Annotated in this window: 19 protein-coding genes; 10 read left to right on the forward strand and 9 right to left on the reverse strand. The window is 71.4% G+C overall.

Annotated features, from left to right (window positions below; genetic code table 11):
- Nucleotides 1-23 precede the first annotated feature (23 nt).
- The 6 genes from FBY41_RS04130 to FBY41_RS04155 all read left to right on the forward strand — a co-directional run bounded on the left by FBY41_RS04130 (nt 24) and on the right by FBY41_RS04155 (nt 5629).
- Complete coding sequence (locus FBY41_RS04130) at nt 24-896, forward strand: tryptophan-rich sensory protein (RefSeq protein ID WP_221629199.1); 873 nt, start codon at nt 24-26, stop codon at nt 894-896.
- A gap of 150 nt (nt 897-1046) precedes the next feature.
- Complete coding sequence (locus FBY41_RS04135; RefSeq protein ID WP_141842100.1) at nt 1047-2294, forward strand: NAD(P)/FAD-dependent oxidoreductase; 1248 nt, start codon at nt 1047-1049, stop codon at nt 2292-2294.
- 226 nt (nt 2295-2520) lie between these two features.
- Complete coding sequence (locus FBY41_RS04140; protein WP_141842101.1) at nt 2521-3321, forward strand: DUF4397 domain-containing protein; 801 nt, start codon at nt 2521-2523, stop codon at nt 3319-3321.
- A gap of 186 nt (nt 3322-3507) precedes the next feature.
- Complete coding sequence (locus FBY41_RS04145; protein ID WP_141842102.1) at nt 3508-4164, forward strand: class F sortase; 657 nt, start codon at nt 3508-3510, stop codon at nt 4162-4164.
- A 21-nt stretch (nt 4165-4185) separates the two neighbouring features.
- On the forward strand, nt 4186-4758 hold the full coding sequence (locus tag FBY41_RS04150) for an RNA polymerase sigma factor (RefSeq protein ID WP_141842103.1): 573 nt from the start codon (nt 4186-4188) through the stop codon (nt 4756-4758).
- The gene (locus FBY41_RS04155) at nt 4742-5629 is read left to right on the forward strand and encodes an anti-sigma factor (RefSeq protein ID WP_141842104.1); all 888 of its coding nucleotides are present in this window, start codon (nt 4742-4744) and stop codon (nt 5627-5629) included. Before FBY41_RS04150 ends, FBY41_RS04155 begins: the two co-directional genes overlap by 17 nt.
- Nucleotides 5630-5666: 37 nt before the next feature.
- Here FBY41_RS04155 and FBY41_RS04160 read toward each other — a convergent pair whose 3' ends face one another.
- Nucleotides 5667-6206, reverse strand: a complete 540-nt coding sequence (locus FBY41_RS04160; protein ID WP_260439546.1) for a MarR family winged helix-turn-helix transcriptional regulator — start codon at nt 6204-6206, stop codon at nt 5667-5669.
- A gap of 94 nt (nt 6207-6300) precedes the next feature.
- Between FBY41_RS04160 and FBY41_RS04165 the strand changes: the two genes are divergently transcribed.
- Nucleotides 6301-8352, forward strand: coding sequence for an MMPL family transporter (locus tag FBY41_RS04165; RefSeq protein WP_260439547.1), 2052 nt, complete (start codon nt 6301-6303; stop codon nt 8350-8352).
- A gap of 221 nt (nt 8353-8573) precedes the next feature.
- Here the strand turns inward: FBY41_RS04165 and FBY41_RS04170 are convergent, their stop codons facing one another.
- Nucleotides 8574-10139, reverse strand: coding sequence for an MFS transporter (locus tag FBY41_RS04170; RefSeq protein WP_141842106.1), 1566 nt, complete (start codon nt 10137-10139; stop codon nt 8574-8576).
- 101 nt (nt 10140-10240) lie between these two features.
- Here FBY41_RS04170 and FBY41_RS04175 point away from each other — a divergent pair, with 101 nt between their 5' ends.
- Complete coding sequence (locus FBY41_RS04175) at nt 10241-10972, forward strand: TetR/AcrR family transcriptional regulator (protein ID WP_221629200.1); 732 nt, start codon at nt 10241-10243, stop codon at nt 10970-10972.
- A 27-nt stretch (nt 10973-10999) separates the two neighbouring features.
- Here FBY41_RS04175 and FBY41_RS04180 read toward each other — a convergent pair whose 3' ends face one another.
- From FBY41_RS04180 to FBY41_RS04190, 3 genes are all read right to left on the reverse strand, one after another.
- Nucleotides 11000-11650, reverse strand: coding sequence for a DUF305 domain-containing protein (locus tag FBY41_RS04180; RefSeq protein WP_141842107.1), 651 nt, complete (start codon nt 11648-11650; stop codon nt 11000-11002).
- Nucleotides 11651-11765: 115 nt separating this feature from the next.
- Nucleotides 11766-12332, reverse strand: coding sequence for a hypothetical protein (locus FBY41_RS04185; protein ID WP_141842108.1), 567 nt, complete (start codon nt 12330-12332; stop codon nt 11766-11768).
- A 41-nt stretch (nt 12333-12373) separates the two neighbouring features.
- Complete coding sequence (locus FBY41_RS04190; protein WP_141842109.1) at nt 12374-13735, reverse strand: serine hydrolase domain-containing protein; 1362 nt, start codon at nt 13733-13735, stop codon at nt 12374-12376.
- A gap of 128 nt (nt 13736-13863) precedes the next feature.
- On the opposite strand from FBY41_RS04190, the gene FBY41_RS04195 reads away from it, so the two are divergent.
- Together FBY41_RS04195 and FBY41_RS04200 are read left to right on the forward strand one after the other, a co-directional pair.
- The gene (locus tag FBY41_RS04195; RefSeq protein WP_141842110.1) at nt 13864-16092 is read left to right on the forward strand and encodes an NADP-dependent isocitrate dehydrogenase; all 2229 of its coding nucleotides are present in this window, start codon (nt 13864-13866) and stop codon (nt 16090-16092) included.
- Between the two features lie 446 nt (nt 16093-16538).
- The gene (locus FBY41_RS04200) at nt 16539-17189 is read left to right on the forward strand and encodes a DUF2199 domain-containing protein (protein WP_141842111.1); all 651 of its coding nucleotides are present in this window, start codon (nt 16539-16541) and stop codon (nt 17187-17189) included.
- Nucleotides 17190-17196: 7 nt separating this feature from the next.
- Here the strand turns inward: FBY41_RS04200 and FBY41_RS04205 are convergent, their stop codons facing one another.
- From FBY41_RS04205 to topA, 4 genes are all read right to left on the reverse strand, one after another.
- Nucleotides 17197-17664 carry an SCP2 sterol-binding domain-containing protein gene (locus tag FBY41_RS04205; RefSeq protein ID WP_141842112.1) on the reverse strand — a complete coding sequence of 156 codons (468 nt, stop codon included), beginning with the start codon at nt 17662-17664 and terminating at the stop codon, nt 17197-17199.
- Nucleotides 17665-17719: 55 nt separating this feature from the next.
- Nucleotides 17720-18511 carry a PIG-L deacetylase family protein gene (locus FBY41_RS04210; protein WP_141842113.1) on the reverse strand — a complete coding sequence of 264 codons (792 nt, stop codon included), beginning with the start codon at nt 18509-18511 and terminating at the stop codon, nt 17720-17722.
- 54 nt (nt 18512-18565) lie between these two features.
- Nucleotides 18566-19000: a GNAT family N-acetyltransferase gene (locus FBY41_RS04215; protein WP_141842114.1), complete on the reverse strand. Its 435-nt coding sequence runs from the start codon at nt 18998-19000 to the stop codon at nt 18566-18568.
- Between the two features lie 192 nt (nt 19001-19192).
- On the reverse strand, nt 19193-21955 hold the full coding sequence (gene topA, locus FBY41_RS04220; RefSeq protein WP_141842115.1) for a type I DNA topoisomerase: 2763 nt from the start codon (nt 21953-21955) through the stop codon (nt 19193-19195).
- Nucleotides 21956-21963: the final 8 nt, after the last annotated feature.

Below are 21963 nucleotides of genomic sequence, written 5' to 3' on the forward strand. Positions count from 1 at the left end.
GCGACTGAACCGGAGGCCTCACGATGTCCGACCGACCCACCCGCCGCACGAACGCGCCGACGCCCCACCCCGAGGCGACCGCCCTGACGCCGGCCGACCAGGTCCGCCGCATCGCCGTCGTCGTCGCCGAGGTGCTGTGCGTCCTCGGCACGCTCGTCGGCGTCGGCGTGCTCGGCACCCGCGTCGAGGAGTCGTCGGGCGGCGCCCTCGCCGCGACCGCGACCCTCATCGCGCCCGCGGGGCCGGCCTTCAGCATCTGGAGCGTCATCTACCTCGGCCTCTTCGCGTATGCCGTGTGGCAGCTCCCCGCGCGCAACGCCACCCGCGAGCGGGTGCGCAGCACCGGCTGGCTGGCGGCCGCCTCGATGCTGCTCAACGCGGCGTGGCTGCTCGTCACGCAGCAGGGCTGGATCTGGGTCAGCGTCGTGGTCATCCTCGCGCTCGCGCTCGTCCTCGGGCTGCTCGTCGTCCGGCTCGGCGCCGAGCCGGCCCGGTCGTTGCCCGAGCGGATCGTGCTCGACTGGACCTTCGGGCTCTACCTCGGCTGGGTGGCGGTGGCGACCTGTGCCAACATCACCGCGGCGCTCGTCGACTCGGGGGTCGACCTCGGCGCCGTGGGCTCACAGGTGGCGGCAGTCGTCGTGCTCGCTGTCGCGGCCGTGCTGGGCGTCGTCTTCGCCCGCCGCCTCGGCGCGCGATGGGCGATCGCGGTCGCCATGGCCTGGGGCCTCGCCTGGATCGCCGTGGGGCGCCTCACGAGCGAGCCCTCGTCGGTCGCGACCGGTGTCGCGGCAGCCGTCGCCGCGGTCGTCGTCCTCGCCGCCGTGTGGACGGCCCGCCGCTCGCAGCCCACCGTGACCGACAGCCCCGCGAGGACCACCACCGCCGTGAGCTGAGAGCGCCGCGCCACACCCGTCACGCTCGAGTGGCCGCTGCGCCACGCACGTGACGGAAGCGCCTCAGACCGATGGGGACGGAACGTCCGTTTCGAGCTTCCTGCGACTAGGCTGCCCCGGGGGCCACTCGAGCAGTGAGGTGATCCGTTCGTGGACGCTGACGTCGTCATCGTTGGTGCCGGTCTGGCTGGGCTGCGCTGTGCGCGGCGGCTGACCGAGCTCGGACGCGACGTGATCGTGCTGGAGTCGGGCGACGCGGTCGGGGGCCGGGTCCGCACCGACGTCATCGACGGCTTCCGGTGCGACCGGGGTTTCCAGGTGCTCAACCCGGCCTACCCCGCGGTGCGACGCTGGGTCGACGTCGGCGCGCTCGACCTCAAGCCCTTCGGCTCCGGGGTGCTCGTGCGACGTTTCGACGGGCTGCAGGTCGTCGCCGACCCCGTGCGCGAGCCGCGGCTGCTCGCCCAGACGATGCGCAGCGGCTACCTCCACCCCCGCGAGCTGGTCGGCGTGACCCGGTGGACGGCGCGTGCAATCGCTGACCCGAAATCCATGATGCGTCAACCGGATTCGACGCTGGCGGAATCACTCGACGATGCCGGCGTCACCGGGCGCCTGCGTCACGAGGTCATCGACCCCTTCCTCGCCGGCGTTCTCGTCGACAGCCACGGGGCGTCGTCGGCCAACTTCACCAAGCTCCTCGTGCGGATGTTCGCCCTCGGCCGGCCGGCCGTTCCGGCGCGGGGCATGAAGGCCCTCCCGGAGCAGCTCGCCGCACCTCTCGGCGACCGCGTGCGGCTCGAGCACCGCGTGGAGTCGATCACCCCGCGCGATGGCGGCGTCGACGTCCAGGTCGACGGGACGCCGCTGCGGGCCCGCGCCGTCGTCGTGGCGACCGACCCGATCCGGGCGGCGCAGCTCACCCCGATCCCGGAGCCCACGACCAAGGGTCTGGTCACCTGGTGGTTCGAGGCGCCCGAGCCCCCCACCCGCCTGCCGCTCATCGCCGTGGACGGCCGGCGCACGGAGAACGTGCCCGGCCCGGTCTGGAACACCGCCGTGCTCACGGCCACCGCACCGAGCTATGCGCCCCCGGCGAGGCACCTCGTCGAGGCGACCTGCCTGCTCGACCGCCCCGACGGCGACGCCTCCGAGGCCGAGGTGCTGCGCCACGTCGGTGAGATCTACGGCTGCGACACGGCGGGCTGGCGCACCGTCACGCGACACCGCGTCGATGCCGCCCTGACCGCGATGGCGCCCCCGCTCGAGGTGCGCTCGACGGTGACGCTCGGCGACGGCATCTTCGTGTGCGGCGACCATCGCGACACGGCCTCCATCCAGGGTGCCCTCGTCTCCGGCCAGCGCGCCGCCGAGGCCGTCAGCTCCCACCTCGGCTGAGGACGCCCCACCCGACGGACTGCTCTTTCGATCGGGGTTGTGAGGCGCGTCTGCCGTTTGTCTCGGGCCGGCCTGCGAAGAAAGTTCGCCGGAGCTGCATCCGGATGGTGCCGTGCCGCGGAAGAAGGGGCAGACGGTCACCACATGCCGTCGTCACGACAGCAGGACCGCTCATGCAGATCCCATCAGGCACTCACAGCTTGCGCCTTTCTGAAAGGACCCCCTCATGAAGACCCTTCGCATCGCCGCCGTGGCGTCGCTCGTCCTCGCCCCCGTCGCCTTGGCGGCTCCGGCCCACGCGGCCGACGCCACCGTGTCGATCCTGCACGGCGTCCCCGGCGCGACGGTCGACGTCTACGCCAACGGCAAGGCGCTCCTCACCAACTTCAAGCCCGGCACCCTGACCGACCCGGTGATGCTTCCCGAGGGCACCTACGACCTCAAGGTGACGGCAGCCGGGGCCGGGGCCGACGGCGCCGCCGTCATCGAGGCCAACGACGTCAAGGTGCCCGGCAACACGAACATCACGATCGTGGCCCACCTCGACGAGGGCGGCAAGCCGGTGCTGACGCCCTTCGTCAACGACACCTCCGCGATCGACGCCGGCAAGGCCCGGATCACCGTGCGGCACACCGCCGCGGCTCCCGCGGTCGACGTGCGGGCCAACGGCGAGGTCGCCTTCAAGGACCTCACCAACCCCAACGAGGCCAAGGCCGACCTCGCCGCCGGCACGATCAAGGCCGACGTCGTGCTCGCGGGCACCGACACCGTCGCGATCGGCCCGGCCGACGTCAACCTCAAGGAGGGCACGAACACCATCGTCTACGCCTGGGGCAGCGCGGCCGACAAGAACCTCGCCCTCGCCACCCAGGTGCTGACCGGTATGCACTCCGCTCCGGGCGGCGTCCCCGCCGGCGCCGGTGACGAGTCGTCGGCGGCCGCCCGCTGGGCCGCCATCGCCGGCGCCTCGGCTCTCGCCGGTGGGCTCGTGCTCGCCGGACGTCGCCGCACCGCTGCGGTGCGCTGACCGCCGGGCAGCCGCACGAGCGACACCATCCGGCCCCGCCGGACGAGTACCACGACACCAGCAACCCCCGAGAGCACCGAGAGCACCGAGCCGATGACCCGACACCGCACCCCTTCGCCGGTTCCCCGCCGGATGGCGGAGCCGGGTGGCGACGGCCGCTCCGGACGCTCCGGCAGAGCCAGGGGGGTGGCCGCAGCACTTGCGGTCGCCCTCCTGGCGGGGTTCGTCACGTTCTGGCTGACGCGACCGTCGGATCCGATGTCGGACGTGCCGGCAGCCGACACCCTCGCCGCGCCGGCCTCGCCGACGACGACGACGGCGACGGCGAGCGAGCCGGCCCCGGCGCAGGCAACCCAGCCGAGCGCGCGGCCCGCCACCCAGGCGGCCTCCGGCTCACGACCCGCTCCGACCCGGCTCACCATCGAGCGGCTCGACATCGACATGCCGGTGCGGCCCGTGGGAGTCGCCCGGGACGGCGAGATGGCGCTGCCGGCCACTCCCGCCGACGTGGGGTGGTACGAGTACGGCCCGCGCCCGGGCGACCCTCGGGGCGCGACGGTGCTCGCGGCGCACCTCGACATGCCGGGCTACGGGACCGGCCCGATCGCCGCCGTCGAGGACCTGCGCCGAGGTGACACGCTCGTCGTTCGCTCGCGGGGCACGTCGACGCGGTATGCCGTGAGCGACGTCCGCAGCATCCGCAAGTCCCAGCTCGACCTCCCTGCGCTCTTCGCGCGCGACGGTGCGCCGGTGCTCCATGTCGTCACCTGTGGCGGCACCTTCGACCCGGATGCGAGGCGTTATGACCGCAACATCGTCGTCACCGCTACCCCGGTGTCGTGAGGGCGTGGTTAGGGTGGGCACGTGCACGTGCATGACGACCCCGACGTCGAGGCCGCCGACCTCGCCGCCAGGCTGCGATCGGGCGACCCCGAGGCGCTCGCCGAGATGTATCGCCGCTGGTCCACCCTCGTGCACACCATCGCCCTGCGCAGCCTCGGCACCCGCGAGGACGCGGAGGACGTCACCCAGCAGGTCTTCGTCGCGGCCTGGCGGGGCCGCCACACCGTGCGCCCCGACCTCGGCTCGCCGGCGGCCTGGCTCGTCGGCATCACGAAGCACCGGATCGCCGACCTACGCACGGAGCGCTATCGCACCCATCGCAACCTGCAGGCGGTCGCCTCCGAGCTCGCTGCGTCGCCCGTCACGGTCGACGACGCCAACTGGGCCGAACGACTCCTGCTCGTCCACGAGCTCGAGCGGATGGGCGATCCGCGAGCGACCGTGCTCCGAATGGCTTTTATCGAGGACCGCACCCACGAGGACATCGCCCAGGCTCTCGACCTGCCGCTCGGCACCGTCAAGAGCCACGTGCGGCGAGGACTCATCGCACTGAGGGACCGGATGAAGGAGGTGGAGCGTGTCTCATCCCACTGAGGACGAGCTCGTCGATCTCGCCGTCGGCGACGACTCCGTCGCGGCATCCGTCTCCGCCCACGTCGCCGGCTGCGACGCCTGCGCAGCCACCGTTGCCGAGCTGCGCCGGACCGCCGCTCTCGTCGCCACCGCCCCGGCGTATGCCGCCTGGCAGACCCCCGGGGACGCCGTCTGGGGCCGCATCGCCGACGAGATGGCCTCCGACGAGATGGCCACCGACGACCGGGGTGCCGGCGGAGGAGGACCGCAGGGGCAGGACACCGTCAGCCTGACGACCGACGAGCCGACGTCCGACGACCTGCCGCCCACCGGGCCGGTCCGGCGTGAGCCCGCCACCCCGCCCACCGGGACCGTCCGGCGTGAGCCCGCCACACCGCATACCGGCGACGAGCTGGCCCAGCGACGCGCGGGTCGCGACGAGCGCCGTGGGCGGGCACGCCGGCTGTCCGTCGGGTGGGGAGCCGGGCTCGCGGCAGCGAGCCTCGCGATCGGGCTGCTGGCCGGACGGGCCATCTGGCAACCGGACACGCCCGTGCAACCCGTCGCCCAGGTGGCTCTCGCTACGCTCGACACGAAGCAGGACGAGGGCAAGGCCACGGTGGTGCGCTCGGGTGACGGCCTCGACCTCACGGTCGCAACGTCGAAGCCCCTCGACGCGGGTGACGGCTACCTCGAGGTGTGGCTGCTCAACGCCGACGGCAAGCGCATGGTGTCGGTGGGCGTCCTGGCACCCGGCGACAAGGCCTCTTTCCCGATCAGCCAGACCCTCATCGACCAGGGTTACGTCATCGTCGACATCTCGCGAGAGAAGTTCGACGGCTCACCGGCGCACTCCGGTGACAGCCTGCTGCGCGGCAAGCTGCCTGCCTGAGCGGGTGCCGGGCCGGGCCTCGAGCCGGCCCGGTCGCTCAGGCGATGAGGTCGTGCATGGCAGCCGTCGCACCCCGCAGGTAGCGCTCGACGACGACGCGGTCGTCGTCGCTCAGGGAGGCATCGAGCTCGGCGAGGGCGACGAACATCGGCCTCATGCGGGCGGTCACCTCGGCGCGCCCGCTGTCGGTGATGACCACCTCGGTGCGACGACCGTCATCGGGGTGCGCCTGCCGCACGGCGTGCCCGTGGCTGACGAGGCGGTCGACGACGCCCGACGATGCCGCCGAGGTGACGCCGAGCACCTTCGCGAGGTCGACGGGACCCATCGGGCCACGCATGAGGTGCCGCAGGGAGTGCAGCTCCGAGGTGCTGAGACCGGCCTGGCGAGCGACGACGGCGGGCACGGACTCGGCCACCTCGACGAGCTCCTGCAGGGCCGAGAGCGTGCCGGTGAGACGCCAGTTCGGCACTCCCGTCGCGGCGCTGGCCCCCGGCTGCTCGGGGGCAGCACCGATTGCACCGTCGCGGCCGAGCGGTGATTGGCGGTCGCTGGGTTTGCTGCTAATGTCACTCACCAACTTAGTAATCTTCTGAGTAAACAGATTACTCATCCTAGCGGAGGTACTCGTGCGTTCGGTGACAGACAGGATCACACTCAAGTGGTGGGCGGTGGCCATCGTCATCCTTGCCCTGGGCGGTGCGATGGGAGTCGTGTCCGTCGTCGGTGAGGCGACGCGCACCGCGTCGGCCACCGATGCCCTTCCCATCGGCTCGGACAGCGCGCAGGCGGTCGAGATGCGCGAGCAGCTGCCCGAGTCGGAGGGATCGACGGCCGTCATCGTGTTCAGCACGGAGTCCGGGCAGCTCTCCTCGAGCGCCGTCAGCGCGATCGAGGCTCGGCTCGCAGAGGTGCCGGGCGCCGGGCGCGTTCCGGTGCAGCGCAGCGAGGACGGCACAGCCGTGCTCGCCGTGGTACCGGTGGACGCCAACGACGCGACGGCGACCGCCGAGGCCGTCAAGCAGATCCGGGCGACCGTCAAGGCCGACCTGCCCGACGGGGTCACCGCCCAGGTCACCGGCCCGGCAGCGGTCCAGGCAGACCTCGCGGCGGTCTTCTCGGGTGCCAACACCCGCCTGCTCATCGCGACCGCGTCAGTTGTCGCACTGCTGCTCGTCATCACGTACCGCAGCCCGATCCTCTGGATCTTCCCGCTCATCGTCGTCGGCGTGGCCGACCGGCTGGCCGCCGTGCTCGCCACCCACACCCTCGCGGCGTTCAACGTCGTGTGGGACGAGTCGACCATCGGCATCCTCTCGGTGCTCGTCTTCGGCGCCGGGACCGACTACGCCCTGCTGCTCATCTCGCGCTACCGCGACGAGCTGCGCCGCCACCACGACCGACGCGAGGCGATGTCGCTGGCCCTGCGCCGCACGGCCGAGGCCGTCCTCTCCAGCTCGGTCACGGTCGTCCTCGGCCTGCTGACCCTGCTGCTCTCGCTCTTCCCGGCGACGCGCGGCCTGGGGCTCGCCTGCGCCGTCGGCATCGTCGTGGCGGCGGCCTTCGTGCTCGTCGTGCTGCCCGCGGCCCTCGTCATCTTCGACCGATGGATCTTCTGGCCCCGCATCCCCCGCGAGGGCCAGGCCGCTCTGGCAGACGGACAGTCGCTGTGGCGCAAGGTCGGCGACCGTGTCGCCGCGCACCCGAAGCGGGTCATCAGCATCACCCTCATCGGGCTCGCCGTCCTGGCAGCGGGCATTCCCTCCATCGACACCGGCCTCAAGACGTCGGACCAGTTCCTCCAGAAGCCCGAGGCGATCGCCGCGAGCGAGCGGCTCGCCCGATCCTTCCCGGCCGGTGCCGCCGACCCCGCCATCATCATGACGACGAACGACCCGGAAGCCGTTGCCGCCGCCGCCAAGGGCGTCGAGGGCATCGCCGGCGCCCGGTTGGTCAACCAGGGCAACGGGGTCGCAGAGGTCGATGCGGTCATCGAGGCGGCCCCGGGGTCCGAGGCAGCCGCCGACACCGTGGTGGCCCTGCGCGCGGCGCTCACGGGGCTGCCGGAGAGCCACGTCGCCGGCACCGAGGCCGTGGCCCTGGACCAGGCAGAGGCATCGAAGCGCGATCGGCTCGTCATCTTCCCGCTCGTGCTGGCGCTCGTCCTCCTCGCCCTCGTCGTGCTGCTGCGGTCGGTCCTCGCACCGATCGTGCTGGTCGCCACCGTCGTCGCGACCTACCTCGCGAGCATCGGCGCCAGCTGGTGGATCTTCAGCACGGTCTTCAACTTCACGGCTCTCGACGACGGTGCACCGCTCTTCGCCTTCGTCTTCCTCGTGGCCCTCGGCGTCGACTACAACATCTTCCTCGTGACGAGGGCGCGCGAGGAGGCACGGCAGCACGGTTCGCGGGAGGGCATGCTGCGGGGCCTCGCCGCAACGGGTGGCGTCATCACGAGCGCCGGCATCCTGCTCGCCGCCGTCTTCGCGGTGCTCGGCGTGCTGCCTCTCGTCGTGCTCGCCCAGATCGGCGTCATCATCTGCATCGGCGTGCTGCTCGACACCCTCGTCGTGCGCACCCTGCTCGTGCCGGCCATCGCGATCGTTCTCGGCGACCGCTTCTGGTGGCCACGTCGGGTCTCGGCACCGGAGGCGCCGCCAGCCGCAGAGCTCGAGGAGTCGGACCGGGTCGGCGCGCCGACCACCCCCTCCCCCAGCCACTGACCACCTCTTGACAAGAGGTGGTCCGGGTGGCCGAATAGACTCGACCAACATTCGACAAACTCTGTACACGTCGATCACCGACGGTCGGGTCCGAACCCAGCCACCATGATCTCTCTCCCGCCGGATCAGCGCCCCCAGCTGATCCCGGCAGCGTGGGCCACGCGCCGCCTCCCTGCAGGCGCGTGGCCCACGTCCGTCTGGGGACCTTGTGGCCAGGACGGTCACAGCCTCGAGGCAACGCGCTCGGACTCGACCACCGACTGGCTGTGCGGCATCGTGGCCAGTGCGACGACGGCTCCCACGAGCAGGATTGCTGCCGCGACGAGGCTCGCCGCATGCAGACCGTCGACGTATGCCGTTCGAGCGGCCTCCAACACCGCCGCGCCCTGCGCGCCACCCAGGTCAGCCGAGGCGACGACCGCCCCTCCCAGCGTCTCGGAGGCAGCGGACCGCGCACCCGATGCAAGGTCGGCCGGCAAGAGGTCCGCGACGTGCGATGTGTAGACCGCGGCGAGCACGCTGCCGAGCACTGCCATGCCCAGGGCACCACCCAGCTCGCCGGCGGTCTCGACGAGGCCCGAGACAGAGCCGGCCCGAGATGCTGGCGCGACGCCGATCGCGTACTCCGTCACGAGGGTCGCCACGGAGACGAGACCCATGGCGATGAGCGCGGCGCACAGCAGCGCGGGCCAGATCGACGAGTGGACGTCGGCGAGCCTGATTGCAACGAATCCCGTTGCGGCCAGAACGAATCCGGAGGCCATCACGACCGGTCGACCCACCCTGCCCGACAGAGCCGCCGCAGTCGGGGCGGCCGCTCCCACGGCCACCGACGGCAGGAGGCTCCAGAGTGCAGCCTGGAGAGCGCTGTAGCCCAGCACCGACTGGAGGTACTGCGTCATGAGGACGGCGTTGCCCATGACGCCGAACATCCCGATGACCTGCACGACGATGCTGCCCCCGAAGCCGCGTCGTGCGAAGAGCGTCAGGTCGACCATGGGAGAGCCGATGCGTGACTGGCGACGCACGAAGGTCACGGCCGAGAGGCCACCGAGCACGGCATACGGCAGCATGGTGGAGGACCAGCCCCGCGTCGCGATCGACTTGAGCACGTGGACCACGGGGAGGATCGCGAGGAGCGACAGGACGGAGCTCAACAGGTCGACGCGACTCGACCGCGATCGCGACTCCGGCAGCAGGAACGGCGCGACGAGGAGCAGGGCGATCATGATCGGCACGTTGATGAGGAAGACCGAGCCCCACCAGAAGTGCTCGAGGAGGAGTCCGGAGATGACCGGGCCGATGCCGACCCCTCCGGCCATGACCGCCGACCAGATGCCGACCGCCTTCGCGCGCTCGGCGCCGTCGGCGAAGAGGTTGCGCACCAGCGCGAGGGTGCTCGGCATGAGGGTGGCTCCGCCGACGCCGAGGAGTGCACGGGCGGCGATGAGCCACTCGGCACTGGGAGCGTAGGCCGCGAGCACCGAGGCCGCCGCGAACGCCACCGCCCCGAGGAGCAGCAGGCGCCGGCGCCCGATGCGGTCCGCGACGCCGCCCATCGTGAGGAGCAGTCCGGCGAGCACGAAGCCGTAGACATCGAAGATCCAGAGCACCTGGGTGGCCGTTGGGTCGAGCGACTCGGCGATGTGGGGCACTGCGAAGAAGAGCACCGAGACGTCCATCGAGACCATGAGGAGCGGGAGGCACAGGACGCCGAGTGCGGTCCACTCGCGGCGCTCGGCTCTGGCAGGGACGTCAGTGATCGGTTCTGTCGTGGGTTCAGACATGGGGATCTCCAGTTTCTGCGTGCGACATATAGTGTTTACGCGGTACACCGAAGATAGAGATACATCTGCGTGCAGCGCAAGCAGTTGGCTAGGCTGCGAGCGTGATCGAGCTCCCTCGCTACCTCCAGATGCTCTGGAACCGCGAGCCAGAAGGACGTCGCGGCCCGAAGCCGGGACGCAGCATCACCCAGATCGGCACCGCGGCAGGCGCCATCGCCGACGCCCACGGGCTCGAAGCCGTGTCGATGAAGAGCGTCGCCGCCGCCGTCGGCTTCACCACGATGTCGCTCTACCGCTACGTCGACAGCAAGGACGAGCTGTTCGCCGTGATGGTCGACGTCGCATACGGGCCACCCGATCTGCACTTCGAGCGCGGCGAGCGCTGGCGCGACCGCATGACCCGCTGGGCGACGACGATCACCCAGCGACGTCTCGCGCATCCCTGGGTGACCGACGTGCCTCAGGTGGCACCACCCCTGACCCCCAACGCCATCGCGTGGATGGAGTCCGGTCTCGAGGCCCTCGAGGACACTCCCCTCACCAACCAGCAGCGGCTGTCGGCGATGCTCGCCATCGACGGCTGGGCGCAGAACCACGTGCGACAGAGCCTTCAGATGGGACTCGGCGCCGGTCCGCCCGCTCCGGACAGCCCGCAGGGCGCCTACCTGCAGTTCATCGGGATGCTCATCGACCCGGCGCGCTTTCCCCGGTTGGCCGCCGCCGGGCCCGACGCGCTCGACGACGATGACGAGGACTTCTTCGCCGAGGAGTTCGCCCGGGGCCTCGGGCTGTTCCTCGACGGACTGGAGGCCGTCATCGCGCGCTCTCGCTGACCTCGGGGGCCCGGCGGCGGCATCGCCTCACCCGGTGATGGTGGGCAGCAGCTGCTCCATCGTCGCGATCTCGGCCTTCTGCGCGGTGATGATCTCCTTTGCCAGGGCCACCACGTCGGCATTCTTGCCCGACGCCGTCGCGGTCTCGGCCATGGCGACCGCGCCCTCGTGGTGCTTGATCATCAGCTCCAGCCACAGTCGGTCGAAGGCCGCTCCGGAGGCTGCGGCGAGCCGCTGCATCTCCTCGTCGGTCATCATCCCCTCCATCGTGGCGCCGTCCCCGTGGTCCATGTCAGACATGTCGTGGCCGTCGGTGTCGGAGGGCACGGGCTGGCCCCACGTCGACAGCCAGCCGCTCATGGTCTGGATCTCGGGGTCCTGGGCCGCCTTGATGGCGGCCGCGAGGCTCTTGACCTGGGCGTCGCTCGCGCGCTCAGCGGCGAGATCGGCCATCTCGACGGCCTGCTGGTGGTGCGGGATCATGTCGGTCGCGAAGGTGACGTCTGCGGCGTTGTGGTCGGCCGATGCAGCGGGCGCCGTGACGGACGCGCTTCCGGTCGCGCTCGACATGCTCTCGTGCGCTGCACCCGAGTGGTCGGAGCTGCCGCACGCGGCGAGGGTGAGGGCCGCCACAACGCTGACGGCGGCGTAGCTGGCATGACGGATCGTGCTCTTCATGGGGGGTTCCTGTCCTGGGTCTGGGCATGCGTGCGGGACTGCAGCCCGCGGTCGATGCGCGGCTGCACGGCGGGACGGGCGCCGGCGATGTCACCGGATGGCCGTCCTGGGCCTGTCACGTGCGCAGGATGCAGAGCTCCGTCAGGATCGAGCCGGGCGGCCGGGGACGCGCGACGGACCACCAGGCCCGCACCGGCACGGCCGGGCGCCTCGCCGCGGCCACGGCACGGGCGAACCAGGCACCACCGCCGCGCCGCCTCAGCAGCACGAGCAGCGGGAGGACGGCGAGACACATGACGGTCGCCCCATGACTCGCGCCTGCCGCAACGACCCGTTCCGCGACCGCGGGGGCGCTCCCAGCCGTCCCGTCACTGGTCTCGTCGTTCAGGACGTGGCTCGCGACGGATCCCGCGCCGTGCTTGGGGTCGTGACCGGGGCCGGGACCAGGGACGACGGTCGGCTCCGTGGCGCTCGACTGGTGGTGGGTCGCCTCGTGGGCGCCGGCGGCACCTGCCGTCGCCATCGAGTGTCCGCCCGGTGCGAGGTGGGACGGACCGTGGTGCCCGATGCCGAGCGAGTGCATGACGACGACGCCGAGGGCGAGCACGAGGGTCACGAGCGCGAGCAACCAGCGGTCAGGGCGCGCTGCTGGGCGGCGCCGCTGGTGGCCGGTGAACGTCACGGCACCAGTCTAGGCGAGCACTCCGGACCCGGCAGGAGCCGTCAGCGCCAGCCGGCCTCGTGGACGCCACCCGGCACGTCGGCGTCCGGGTCGTATGGCGTGCGCGTGAAGCGGAACGATGCGAGGTCGAGGTGGGAGGCGGTGCCGTCGGCCCGGCGCACGAGCCGCAGCGGCTCGCCCGTGTAGTAGCCGTCGAGCCCGACCCACTCGTCAGCGCCCACCGGGGCGAAGCGCGATCCGCGGGCCTGACCGGGCTCACCGAGCACGAGGTGCTCGCCGACGGCCCGGGCGACGGTGACCGACGGGCCCCAGTGCCACATGCCGACCACGTCGAGCACGGAGGGGTCCCCGCTCGCGTGCCACACCTGCGGCATCCGCGGCTCGCGCTCCACGAAGGCGGCCAGCAGGTCGGAGCCCACAGGACGCATACCGGCGGTCGTGTTGGCGAGGACGACGACGCCGTCTCCCGTCTCGACGTCGACGCGCAGACCGGCGAGGAAGCCCGGCATCGACCCGCCGTGGCCGGCATACCTCCGGCCGCCGAGGTTCCACACCTGCCAACCCAGCCCGTGCGCGGCCGTCCACGGCTGACCTGGGTTGTCGGAGAGGGTGTGCGGCTCGAGCATCTCCTCGAGGGTGTCGGCGGCGAGCACGTCGCCGGTGTCGCCGCCGGCGAAGGTCGCCCAGCGGCCGAGGTCCTCGACGGTCGACCACAGCTGCCCGGCCGGCGCCATCGCGCCCGCGTCGTGCTCGGGTTCCGGCAGCAGCACGTCGGCGAAGGGGTGCACCGCGAGGCCCTGAGCGGCCTTGCCGGTCGGGCGCGTCGTCGTGCGCGTCATGCCCAGCGGCTCGAGCAGGTCGCGGCGCACGACCTCGAACCAGTCGGCGCCGTGCGCGCGGGCGACGAGCTCGCCGAGGGCCGCGAAGCCGACGTTGGTGTAGTGGAAGCGGCGGCCCGCACGGAAGCGCTGGCGCACGGGTGCGGCGGCGAGGTCGTCCCAGGAGACGCCCGCGGTGCGCTCCCACCAGGGCCCGTCCGTCTCCGCCTGCAGTCCCGCGCCGTGCGACAGCAGCTGCGCGATCGTCACGTCGCCGAACGCCGTGCCCGGCACGTGCTCGTCGAAACGGTCGAGCAGGTCGAGCTGCCCGCGGTCGCGCAGCTGGAGCACCGCGACGGCCACGAAGGTCTTGGTGATCGAGCCCATCCGGTACTGCGTGTCGGCGTCCGCCGCCAGGCCCTCGGCGCGGCCGTCGAGCGTGCCGACGGCATCGGACCAGGCGAGCGACCCGTCGCGCACGATGCCGGCGGCGACCGACGGGAGTCGGCTCGTGCGCTGCTCGGTCGCGAGAAGGTGGTGCAGGTGGCGTGCGGTCGAGGGCTCGATGGGGGCGGCTGCGGTCACGCGCCCACCCTAGAACCGGCGCTCTGGCGTGGCGCAGAGCACCCCGGCAGGATGGGACGGCGGCCCCACGGCCGCCACCCATCCGATATCTTGATGTCAAGATTTCTTTCGGACCTCGAATGGAGCCAATGGTGACTGACTCGACGATCATCTACACGCACACCGACGAGGCGCCTGCTCTCGCGACCGCCTCGCTGCTGCCGATCGTCTCGGCGTTCGCCCGCCAGGCTGGGGTCGATGTGGAGACGCGCGACATCTCGCTCTCGGGCCGCATCATCGCCTCCTTCCCCGACGCCCTCACGCCGGAGCAGCGTGTCGGCGACGCCCTCGCCGAGCTCGGACAGCTCGCGAAGACGCCCGAGGCCAACATCATCAAGCTGCCCAACATCTCGGCCTCGATCCCGCAGCTCAAGGCCGCGATCGCCGAGCTGCAGGCCGCCGGCTACACCCTGCCCGACTACCCCGACAACCCGACCACCGACGAGGAGAAGGCGGCTCGGGCGGCATACGACAAGGTCAAGGGCTCCGCGGTGAACCCCGTTCTGCGCGAGGGTAACTCGGACCGCCGCGCGCCGGCGTCCGTCAAGAACTACGCGCGCAAGCACCCCCACTCGATGGGTGCGTGGAGCAGCGACTCCAAGACGAATGTCGCGACGATGGGCGCCGACGACTTCCGCCACAACGAGAAGTCCGTCGTCATCGCCGCCGACGACACGCTGCGCGTCGAGCACGTCGCCGCAGACGGCACGACGACCGTGCTCAAGGAGTCGATCCCCGTCCTCGCGGGTGAGGTCATCGACGCGACCGTCATGCGCGTGGCAGCGCTGCGCGAGTTCCTCGCGGCGCAGATCGTGCGCGCCAAGGAGGAGGACGTGCTGCTCTCGGTCCACCTCAAGGCGACGATGATGAAGGTCTCCGACCCGATCATCTTCGGACACGCCGTGCGCGCCTTCTTCCCCGACCTCTTCGAGACGTATGCCGCCGAGCTCGCTGCCGCGGGGGCGAGCCCCAACGACGGGCTGGGCGCCATGCTCGGCGCGATCCAGTCGCTGCCGGCCGACCAGCGTGGGGCCATCGAGGCCGCGGTGGCGAAGGGCTTCGAGGACGGGCCGTCCATCGCGATGGTCGACTCCGACAAGGGCATCACCAACCTCCACGTGCCGAGCGACGTCATCGTCGACGCCTCGATGCCCGCGATGATCCGCACGTCGGGCCACATGTGGAACCGTGCCGGCGCCGAGGAGGACACGCTCGCGGTGCTCCCCGACAGCTCGTATGCCGGCATCTACCAGGTCGTCATCGACGACTGCCGCGCCCACGGCGCCTACGACCCGGCCACGATGGGCTCGGTCGCCAACGTCGGGCTCATGGCGCAGGCGGCCGAGGAGTACGGCAGCCACGACAAGACCTTCGAGATCGCGGCCGACGGCGTCGTGCGCGTCGTCGACGGCTCCGGCGCGACGCTGCTCGAGCACAAGGTCTCGGCAGGCGACATCTGGCGCGCCTGCCAGACCAAGGACGTGCCGATCCGCGACTGGGTCAAGCTCGCCGTGACCCGCGCTCGCGCCACGGGCCAGCCCGCGATCTTCTGGCTCGACGAGGACCGCGCCCACGACGCGAACCTCATCGCGAAGGTCAAGGAGTACCTCGGCGACCACGACACCGACGGCCTGATCATCGAGATCATGAAGCCGACCGACGCGATCGCCTTCTCGCTGGAACGCATCCGCAAGGGTGAGGACACGATCTCGGTCACCGGCAACGTGCTGCGCGACTACCTCACCGACCTCTTCCCGATCCTCGAGCTCGGCACCTCGGCCAAGATGCTCTCGGTCGTGCCGCTCATCAACGGCGGCGGGCTCTTCGAGACCGGTGCCGGCGGCTCGGCCCCCAAGCACGTGCAGCAGCTCGTCAAGGAGAACTACCTGCGCTGGGACAGCCTCGGCGAGTTCCTCGCCCTCGCGGTGAGCTTCGAGCACCTCGCCGAGGTGACCGGCAACGCCCGCGCAAAGGTCCTCGGCGAGACCCTCGACCGCGCGACCGGTCGCCTCCTCGACGAGAACAAGGGCCCGGCCCGCAAGGTCGGCCAGATCGACAACCGCGGCAGCCACGTGTGGCTCGCGCTCTTCTGGGCCCAGGAGCTCGCCTCGCAGACCGACGACGCCGAGCTGGCCGCGAAGTTCGCACAGGTCGCGCAGGCCCTCGCCGACAACGAGGCGACGATCTCGAAGGAGCTCGTCGACGCCCAGGGCCACCCGGTCGACATCGGCGGCTACTACCGCCCCGACCAGGCCCTGGTCGACGCGGTGATGCGCCCGTCGAAGACCTTCAACGAGATCATCGCCACCCTGGCCTGACCGAGCGCGCCAGCGGATCTCACGACGGTGCCCACTCGACCCCATGGTCGAGTGGGCACTGCGCATCCATCGCACTCACACGTCGAGTGCCCACGTCGGCGCAACAACCACGTGTCAGCTCGCTGACGTCGGGGGCGGCCAGCGCTTCCGGGCCCGGACCGGAGGGGACGTGTGACAATTCCGCCCATGACGGCGCGCATCGAGTTCGTCGGAGGCCCCGACCGCGAGGACTGTCCCGACTGCGGTGGCGAGCGGGTCAGCCATGCCGGCGAGGTGATCGGACCCCACGGTCTCGTCGCCCGCTTCGGCGCCTGGGAGTACGCCCACGGCCAGCGGCCGGAGATCTTCATCGACGTCACCTTCGGCACGCTCGGTCGGCTCGGCTTCGCCCCGACCGAGACCTTCGGAACGCGCTGCGGGGCTGCCGAGGGTCATGACGAGCCGGTGTGCACTCTGGTGACGGGTGCCGCCACGGCGCCTCGGCTTGCCCGCCGAGGGCGCCGCCTCACCCGCGACGAGGCTCTCGTGCACCCGAGCTCGACGAGTTCTGGCAGATCGTCGACCTCGTCATCGAGGCGATCCCCGACCGGCACGGCGAGGCCTGCACCTGTTGTGGCGCAACGCTCGACGAGCACGACCGCCATGTCCGGCTCCTGCTTCCCGACCGCATCGCCGACCGACCCGAGGCCGAGCGGCTCCAGGGGGTCGGCCTGAGCAACAGCGACCCGTCTCGTGCCCACTTCCTCGAGGCGGCGGCATACGGCTGCTTCGTGCGCTCGCTCCTGCGAGTGCGCCTCACGGACGGCTACTCCCTGACGTACGGACTGTGGGTCCGGGTGACTCCCGAGACGGCACAACGCCTCGGCCGGGTGTGGGACAACGAGGACTACTTCGGGCTGCGCTTCGAGGGGTGGCTCGGCAACGCGCTCCCCGGTCTCGGCCACCTCGATGCGCCGGTCACGGTCGGGGTCGTGCTCGCTGGCGACCTGCCCCGCATCCTCGGCTCAACGGACGCAGCCCTGCAGGCGGCCCTGTCCGAGACCCACGACCGGGTGCCCGTCCTCGAGGCTGCCGGGCACCGCGCCCAGCTCTCCTGAGAGCTCGTCAGCGGGAGGGGACGTCGAACCAGCCGGCCAGGTTGGCGGCGAGCGCGACGTCGCCGCGAGCCTTGAGCTTGCCCGTCATGAACATCATCACGGGGTTGCCGGTCTTCGTGATGAGCTTGATGAAGTCGACCGGCGCCATCGTGAGGCCGAGCGTCGAGTCACCGTCGTGGCCCGGCAGCACCGTGCACACGCCGTCGGCGACCCGCACCGTGTAGTCGTCGGAGCCGCCGTCGGGACCGCCGGTCAGGGTCCAGTGCGTCGTCGCCGACGCGGAGCCGGCCCGCTCGGGACGGAAGATCTGGGGCATCCGGGTGAAGATCGACTCGATGATGGGCCCACGGTTGGGACCCTCCATGAGCTCCTTGAGCTCGCGGTCCGACATCGCCTTCACCGAATCGATGAAGTCGGCGGGGTCGATCGCCGCCAGCTCGTCGGGCGTGGCGGTCCTGAAGTCGATGGCAGGCATCGGGGTCCTCTCAGCGAGTCACATCTTTGTTACCGGACAGTAAGCCACCGGGGTGTCACGCGTCGAGGAACCAGCCCGCGACCATGCCGTCGGGCCGGCCCGGCTCGATGAAGTGCTCGACACCGAAACCGGCGGCGAACATCTGCTCGGGCATCTGGAGCATGCCCTGGGCATCGGACTGGCTCGCGTGCGCGCGCAGCGCCTCGCGCTTGACCTCGAGGAAGTCGCTGACGTCGCAGGCCCAGTGCAGCTCGCTCTCGAGGCTGCCGAGCGGGTTGCCGTCGTCCATCGGCTGGCTGGGGTCCCACTCGCCCACGTCGAGGCCCGCCGCCACGGCGGCCTCGTGCCCGCGGATCATGGCCGTGCGATTCATCGACGACTCGAGGTAGCGCGGGGTGGCGGCGAGCTCGGCGGCCCGCTGCGCGACGGCGTGCACCTTGACGTGGTCGGGGTGGCCGTAGCCGCCGTGCCAGTCGTAGCCGACGACGACGTCGGCCGCCTCCTCGCGCAGGATCGCGGCCAGCCGCCGAGCCGCCTCCTCGGTGTCGGCGCGCGCGAAGCTCGCGTCATGGTCGTTCTGCGCCCATCCGGTCATGCCGGAGTCGCTGTAGCCGAGGAACTCGACCCGGTGCGTGCCGATGACCGCGTTGGACGCGGCCGCCTCGACCCGGCGCCGGTCGACGACCGTCTCGCCCGGGGCGAGATCGTCGGGGGCGTCACCGTGGTCGCCGTTGGTCGCGACGACGAGGACGACCCGGTGCCCCTCCTTGGCGGCGCGAGCCATCGACCCGGCCGTCTGCGACGCCTCGTCGTCGGGGTGGGCGTGCACGAAGACCACAGTTGCCATGGAGTCAGCCTCTCACCCCACGCCGACAGCCCCACCTGCCGGCGCCGGCACCGCTCACACCGGGAGCGTGTAGACGATGTAGCCCTCGTTGCGCGCGACGTCGTCGTAGAGCCTCCGGGCCACGGCGTTGGTCTCGTGCGTCTGCCAGTAGACGCTCCCGCACCCGTGCTCGAGCGCCCAGTCGCGCACGGCGCCGATGAGCGCGCGCGCCACCCCTCGCCCGCGCACCTGCGGGTCGGTGAAGAGGTCCTCGAGGTAGCAGAGGTCCGGCTCGCTCGTGCTCGGGTGGACGAGGAAGTGGGTGATGCCCACGAGTCGCCCGTCGAGCCACGCCCCGAGCGCGTGCAGCCTTGCGTCCGAAGCGAACTCGCGCCACGCCCTGTCGTATGCCGTCTGGTCGAGCTCGCGCTCGTAGAAGGCGATGTAGGCGCGGAAGAGCTCCTCCCACCGCTCGCGGTCGGCGGGCTCGAGGCGTCGGGTCTCGATCACGGACGCGACGCTAGCGCGCCGGAGGGCACCACGGTCAAGCCCGCCGGACGGCATACGCCCGCAGCCCCACAGCGCCGACCGAAAGAGCAGTCCGTCGCCCGAGCGCCCAGCCGGACACCCATCGAAAGAGCATTCCGTCGCCCGAGCGGCCACCGGGCCAGCCGACGAAGTGCTCTCTCGATCTGCTGTGGGTCAGGCCTTCTTGGCGGCGGTCTTGCGGGTCGTCGCCTTCTTGGCCGTCGACTTCTTCGTCGTCTTCTTCACCGCGCGCTTGCGGGTCGTCGGGCCCTTGGCGCGCTTCTCGGCGAGCAGCTCGAAGCCGCGCTCCGGCGTGATCGACGCGGGGTCGTCGTCCTTGCGCAGGGTCGCGTTGGTCTCGCCGTCGGTGACGTACGGGCCGAAGCGACCGTCCTTGACGACGACCGGCTTGCCGCTCACGGGGTCGGCGCCGAGCTCCTTGAGCGGCGGCGTCGCGGCCGCCCGCCCGCGCTGCTTGGGCCGGGCGTAGATCGCGAGCGCCTCCTCGAGCGTGATGTCGAAGATCTGCGCCTCCGTGGCGAGCGACCGGGAGTCGGTGCCCTTCTTGAGGTAGGGACCGTAGCGGCCGTTCTGCGCGGTGATCTCGGCCCCCTCCGCGTCGGTGCCGACGACGCGCGGCAGCGACAGCAGCCGGAGCGCATCGTCGAGGTCGATCGTCGAGAGCTCCATGTCCTTGAAGAGCGACGCGGTGCGCGGCTTGGCCTTGGCGACCTTCTTGCGGCCCTTGCCGGGTGCCTCGTCCTCGGTCTCGGGCAGCACCTCGGTGACGTAAGGCCCGTAGCGCCCGGCCTTGGCCACGATCTCGTGCCCCGTCTCGGGGTCGCGACCGAGCACCTTGCCGTCGTCGGCGGCGGCGTCGAGCAGCTCGCGCGCCCGGGCCGGGGTCATCTCGTCGGGCGCGATGTCGTCGGTGATCGTCGCGCGGCGCGGCGTCGCCGGCACCTCGGCACCCTCGGCGACCTCGCCCGTCTCGAGGTCGACGCCCGCGGGCACGACCTCCTCGACGTAGGGGCCGTAGCGGCCGACGCGCACGACCATGCCGTCGCCGAGCGGGATCGTCGAGATCTCGCGGGCGTCGATCTCGCCGAGGTCGTCGACGAGGTGGCGCAGGCCCTCGGCGGAGGTGGCCTCGTCGCCGAAGTAGAAGCGCTTCAGCCACTCGACGCGGCCCTCCTCGCCCCCGGCGATGCGGTCGAGGTCCTCCTCCATCGAGGCGGTGAACTCGTAGTCGACGAGGTTGCCGAAGTGCTCCTCGAGCAGGCGGGTCACCGCAAAGGCCAGCCACGTCGGCACGAGGGCCTGGCCCTTGGTGAAGACGTAGCCGCGGTCCTGGATCGTGCCGATCGTCGCGGCATACGTCGACGGGCGCCCGATGCCGCGCTCCTCCATCGCCTTGACGAGCGTGGCCTCGGTGTAGCGGGCGGGCGGGCTCGTCTCGTGCCCGTCGGCCTCGGCGCGCACGACCTCGAGGGCGACGCCCGCCGACAGCTTGGGCAGGCGGCGCTCCTCGGCGGCGGCGTCCGCGCGGGCCGTGGCCTCGTCGTCGCGCCCCTCCTCGTATGCCGCGAGGAAGCCCTTGAAGGTGATGACAGTGCCGCTCGCGCTGAACTCCACCGACTGCGCGCCCTCGACCGCCGTGTCGACGGCGAGCTTGACCGTGGCCGTCGAGCCCCGGGCGTCGGCCATCTGCGAGGCGACGGTGCGCTTCCAGATCAGCTCGTAGAGCGCGAACTCCTCACCGCGCAGCTCGCCGGCGACCTGGGCAGGCGAGCGGAAGCGGTCGCCGGCCGGGCGGATGGCCTCGTGGGCCTCCTGGGCGTTCTTGACCTTCTTCTCGTAGCGGCGCGGGCTGTCGGGCACGTACTCGGCGCCGTACATGTCGCGGGCCTGGCTGCGCGCCGCGGTCGTCGCGGCGTCCGACAGCGTCGTGCTGTCGGTGCGCATGTAGGTGATGTAGCCGTTCTCGTAGAGGCGCTGCGCCACGCGCATCGCGTTCTTGCTGCTGAGGCGCAGCTTGCGCGAGGCCTCCTGCTGGAGGGTCGAGGTCGTGAAGGGCGCCGAGGGGCGGCGCGTGTAGGGCTTCTCCTGGACGTCGGTGACGCGGGCGGTCAAGGGGAGGCACGCCTGCGCGATCCGCGTCGCGAGCGCCTCGTCGAGGTGGACGACGCCCTTGCCCGTCAGTCGCCCGTCGTCGGCGAAGTCGCGGCCGGTGGCGACGCGCGCGCCGTCGACCGTGGAGAGCCGCGCGGTGAACTGCTGGGCGGCGCCGTCGGGCGTGAAGTCGCCCTCGACGTCCCAGTACGACGCCTTGACGAAAGCCATCCGCTCACGCTCGCGCTCGACGACCATGCGCGTCGCGACGGACTGGACGCGGCCGGCCGACAGCCCCTGGCGGACCTTGCGCCACAGGACCGGGCTCACCTCGTAGCCGTAGAGGCGGTCGAGGATGCGGCGGGTCTCCTGGGCGTCGACCATGGCGGTGTCGATCTCGCGGGTGTCGTTGACGGCGCGCTGGATCGCCTCGCGGGTGATCTCGTGGAACACCATGCGCTTGACCGGGACCCGCGGCTTGAGCGCCTCGAGCAGGTGCCACGCGATGGCCTCGCCCTCGCGGTCCTCATCGGTGGCGAGGTAGAGCTCGCTGGCGTCCTTGAGCAGTCGCTTGAGGTCGGCGACCTTCTTCTTCTTGTCCGGGTCGACGACGTAGTAGGGGTCGAAGCCGTTGTCGACGTCGACGGCGAACTTGCCGTAGGGCCCCTTCTTCATGTCGGCGGGCAGCTCCGACGGGTTGGGCAGGTCTCGGATGTGTCCGACCGACGCCTCGACCTCGAAGTCGCCTCCGAGATATCCCGCGATCGTCTTCGCCTTGGCGGGCGACTCGACGATGACGAGCTTGCGGCCCTTTCCTGCGGCCATGGTGCACC

It is taken from the genome of Humibacillus xanthopallidus (assembly GCF_006716675.1).
GTDB lineage: Bacteria > Actinomycetota > Actinomycetes > Actinomycetales > Dermatophilaceae > Humibacillus > Humibacillus xanthopallidus_B.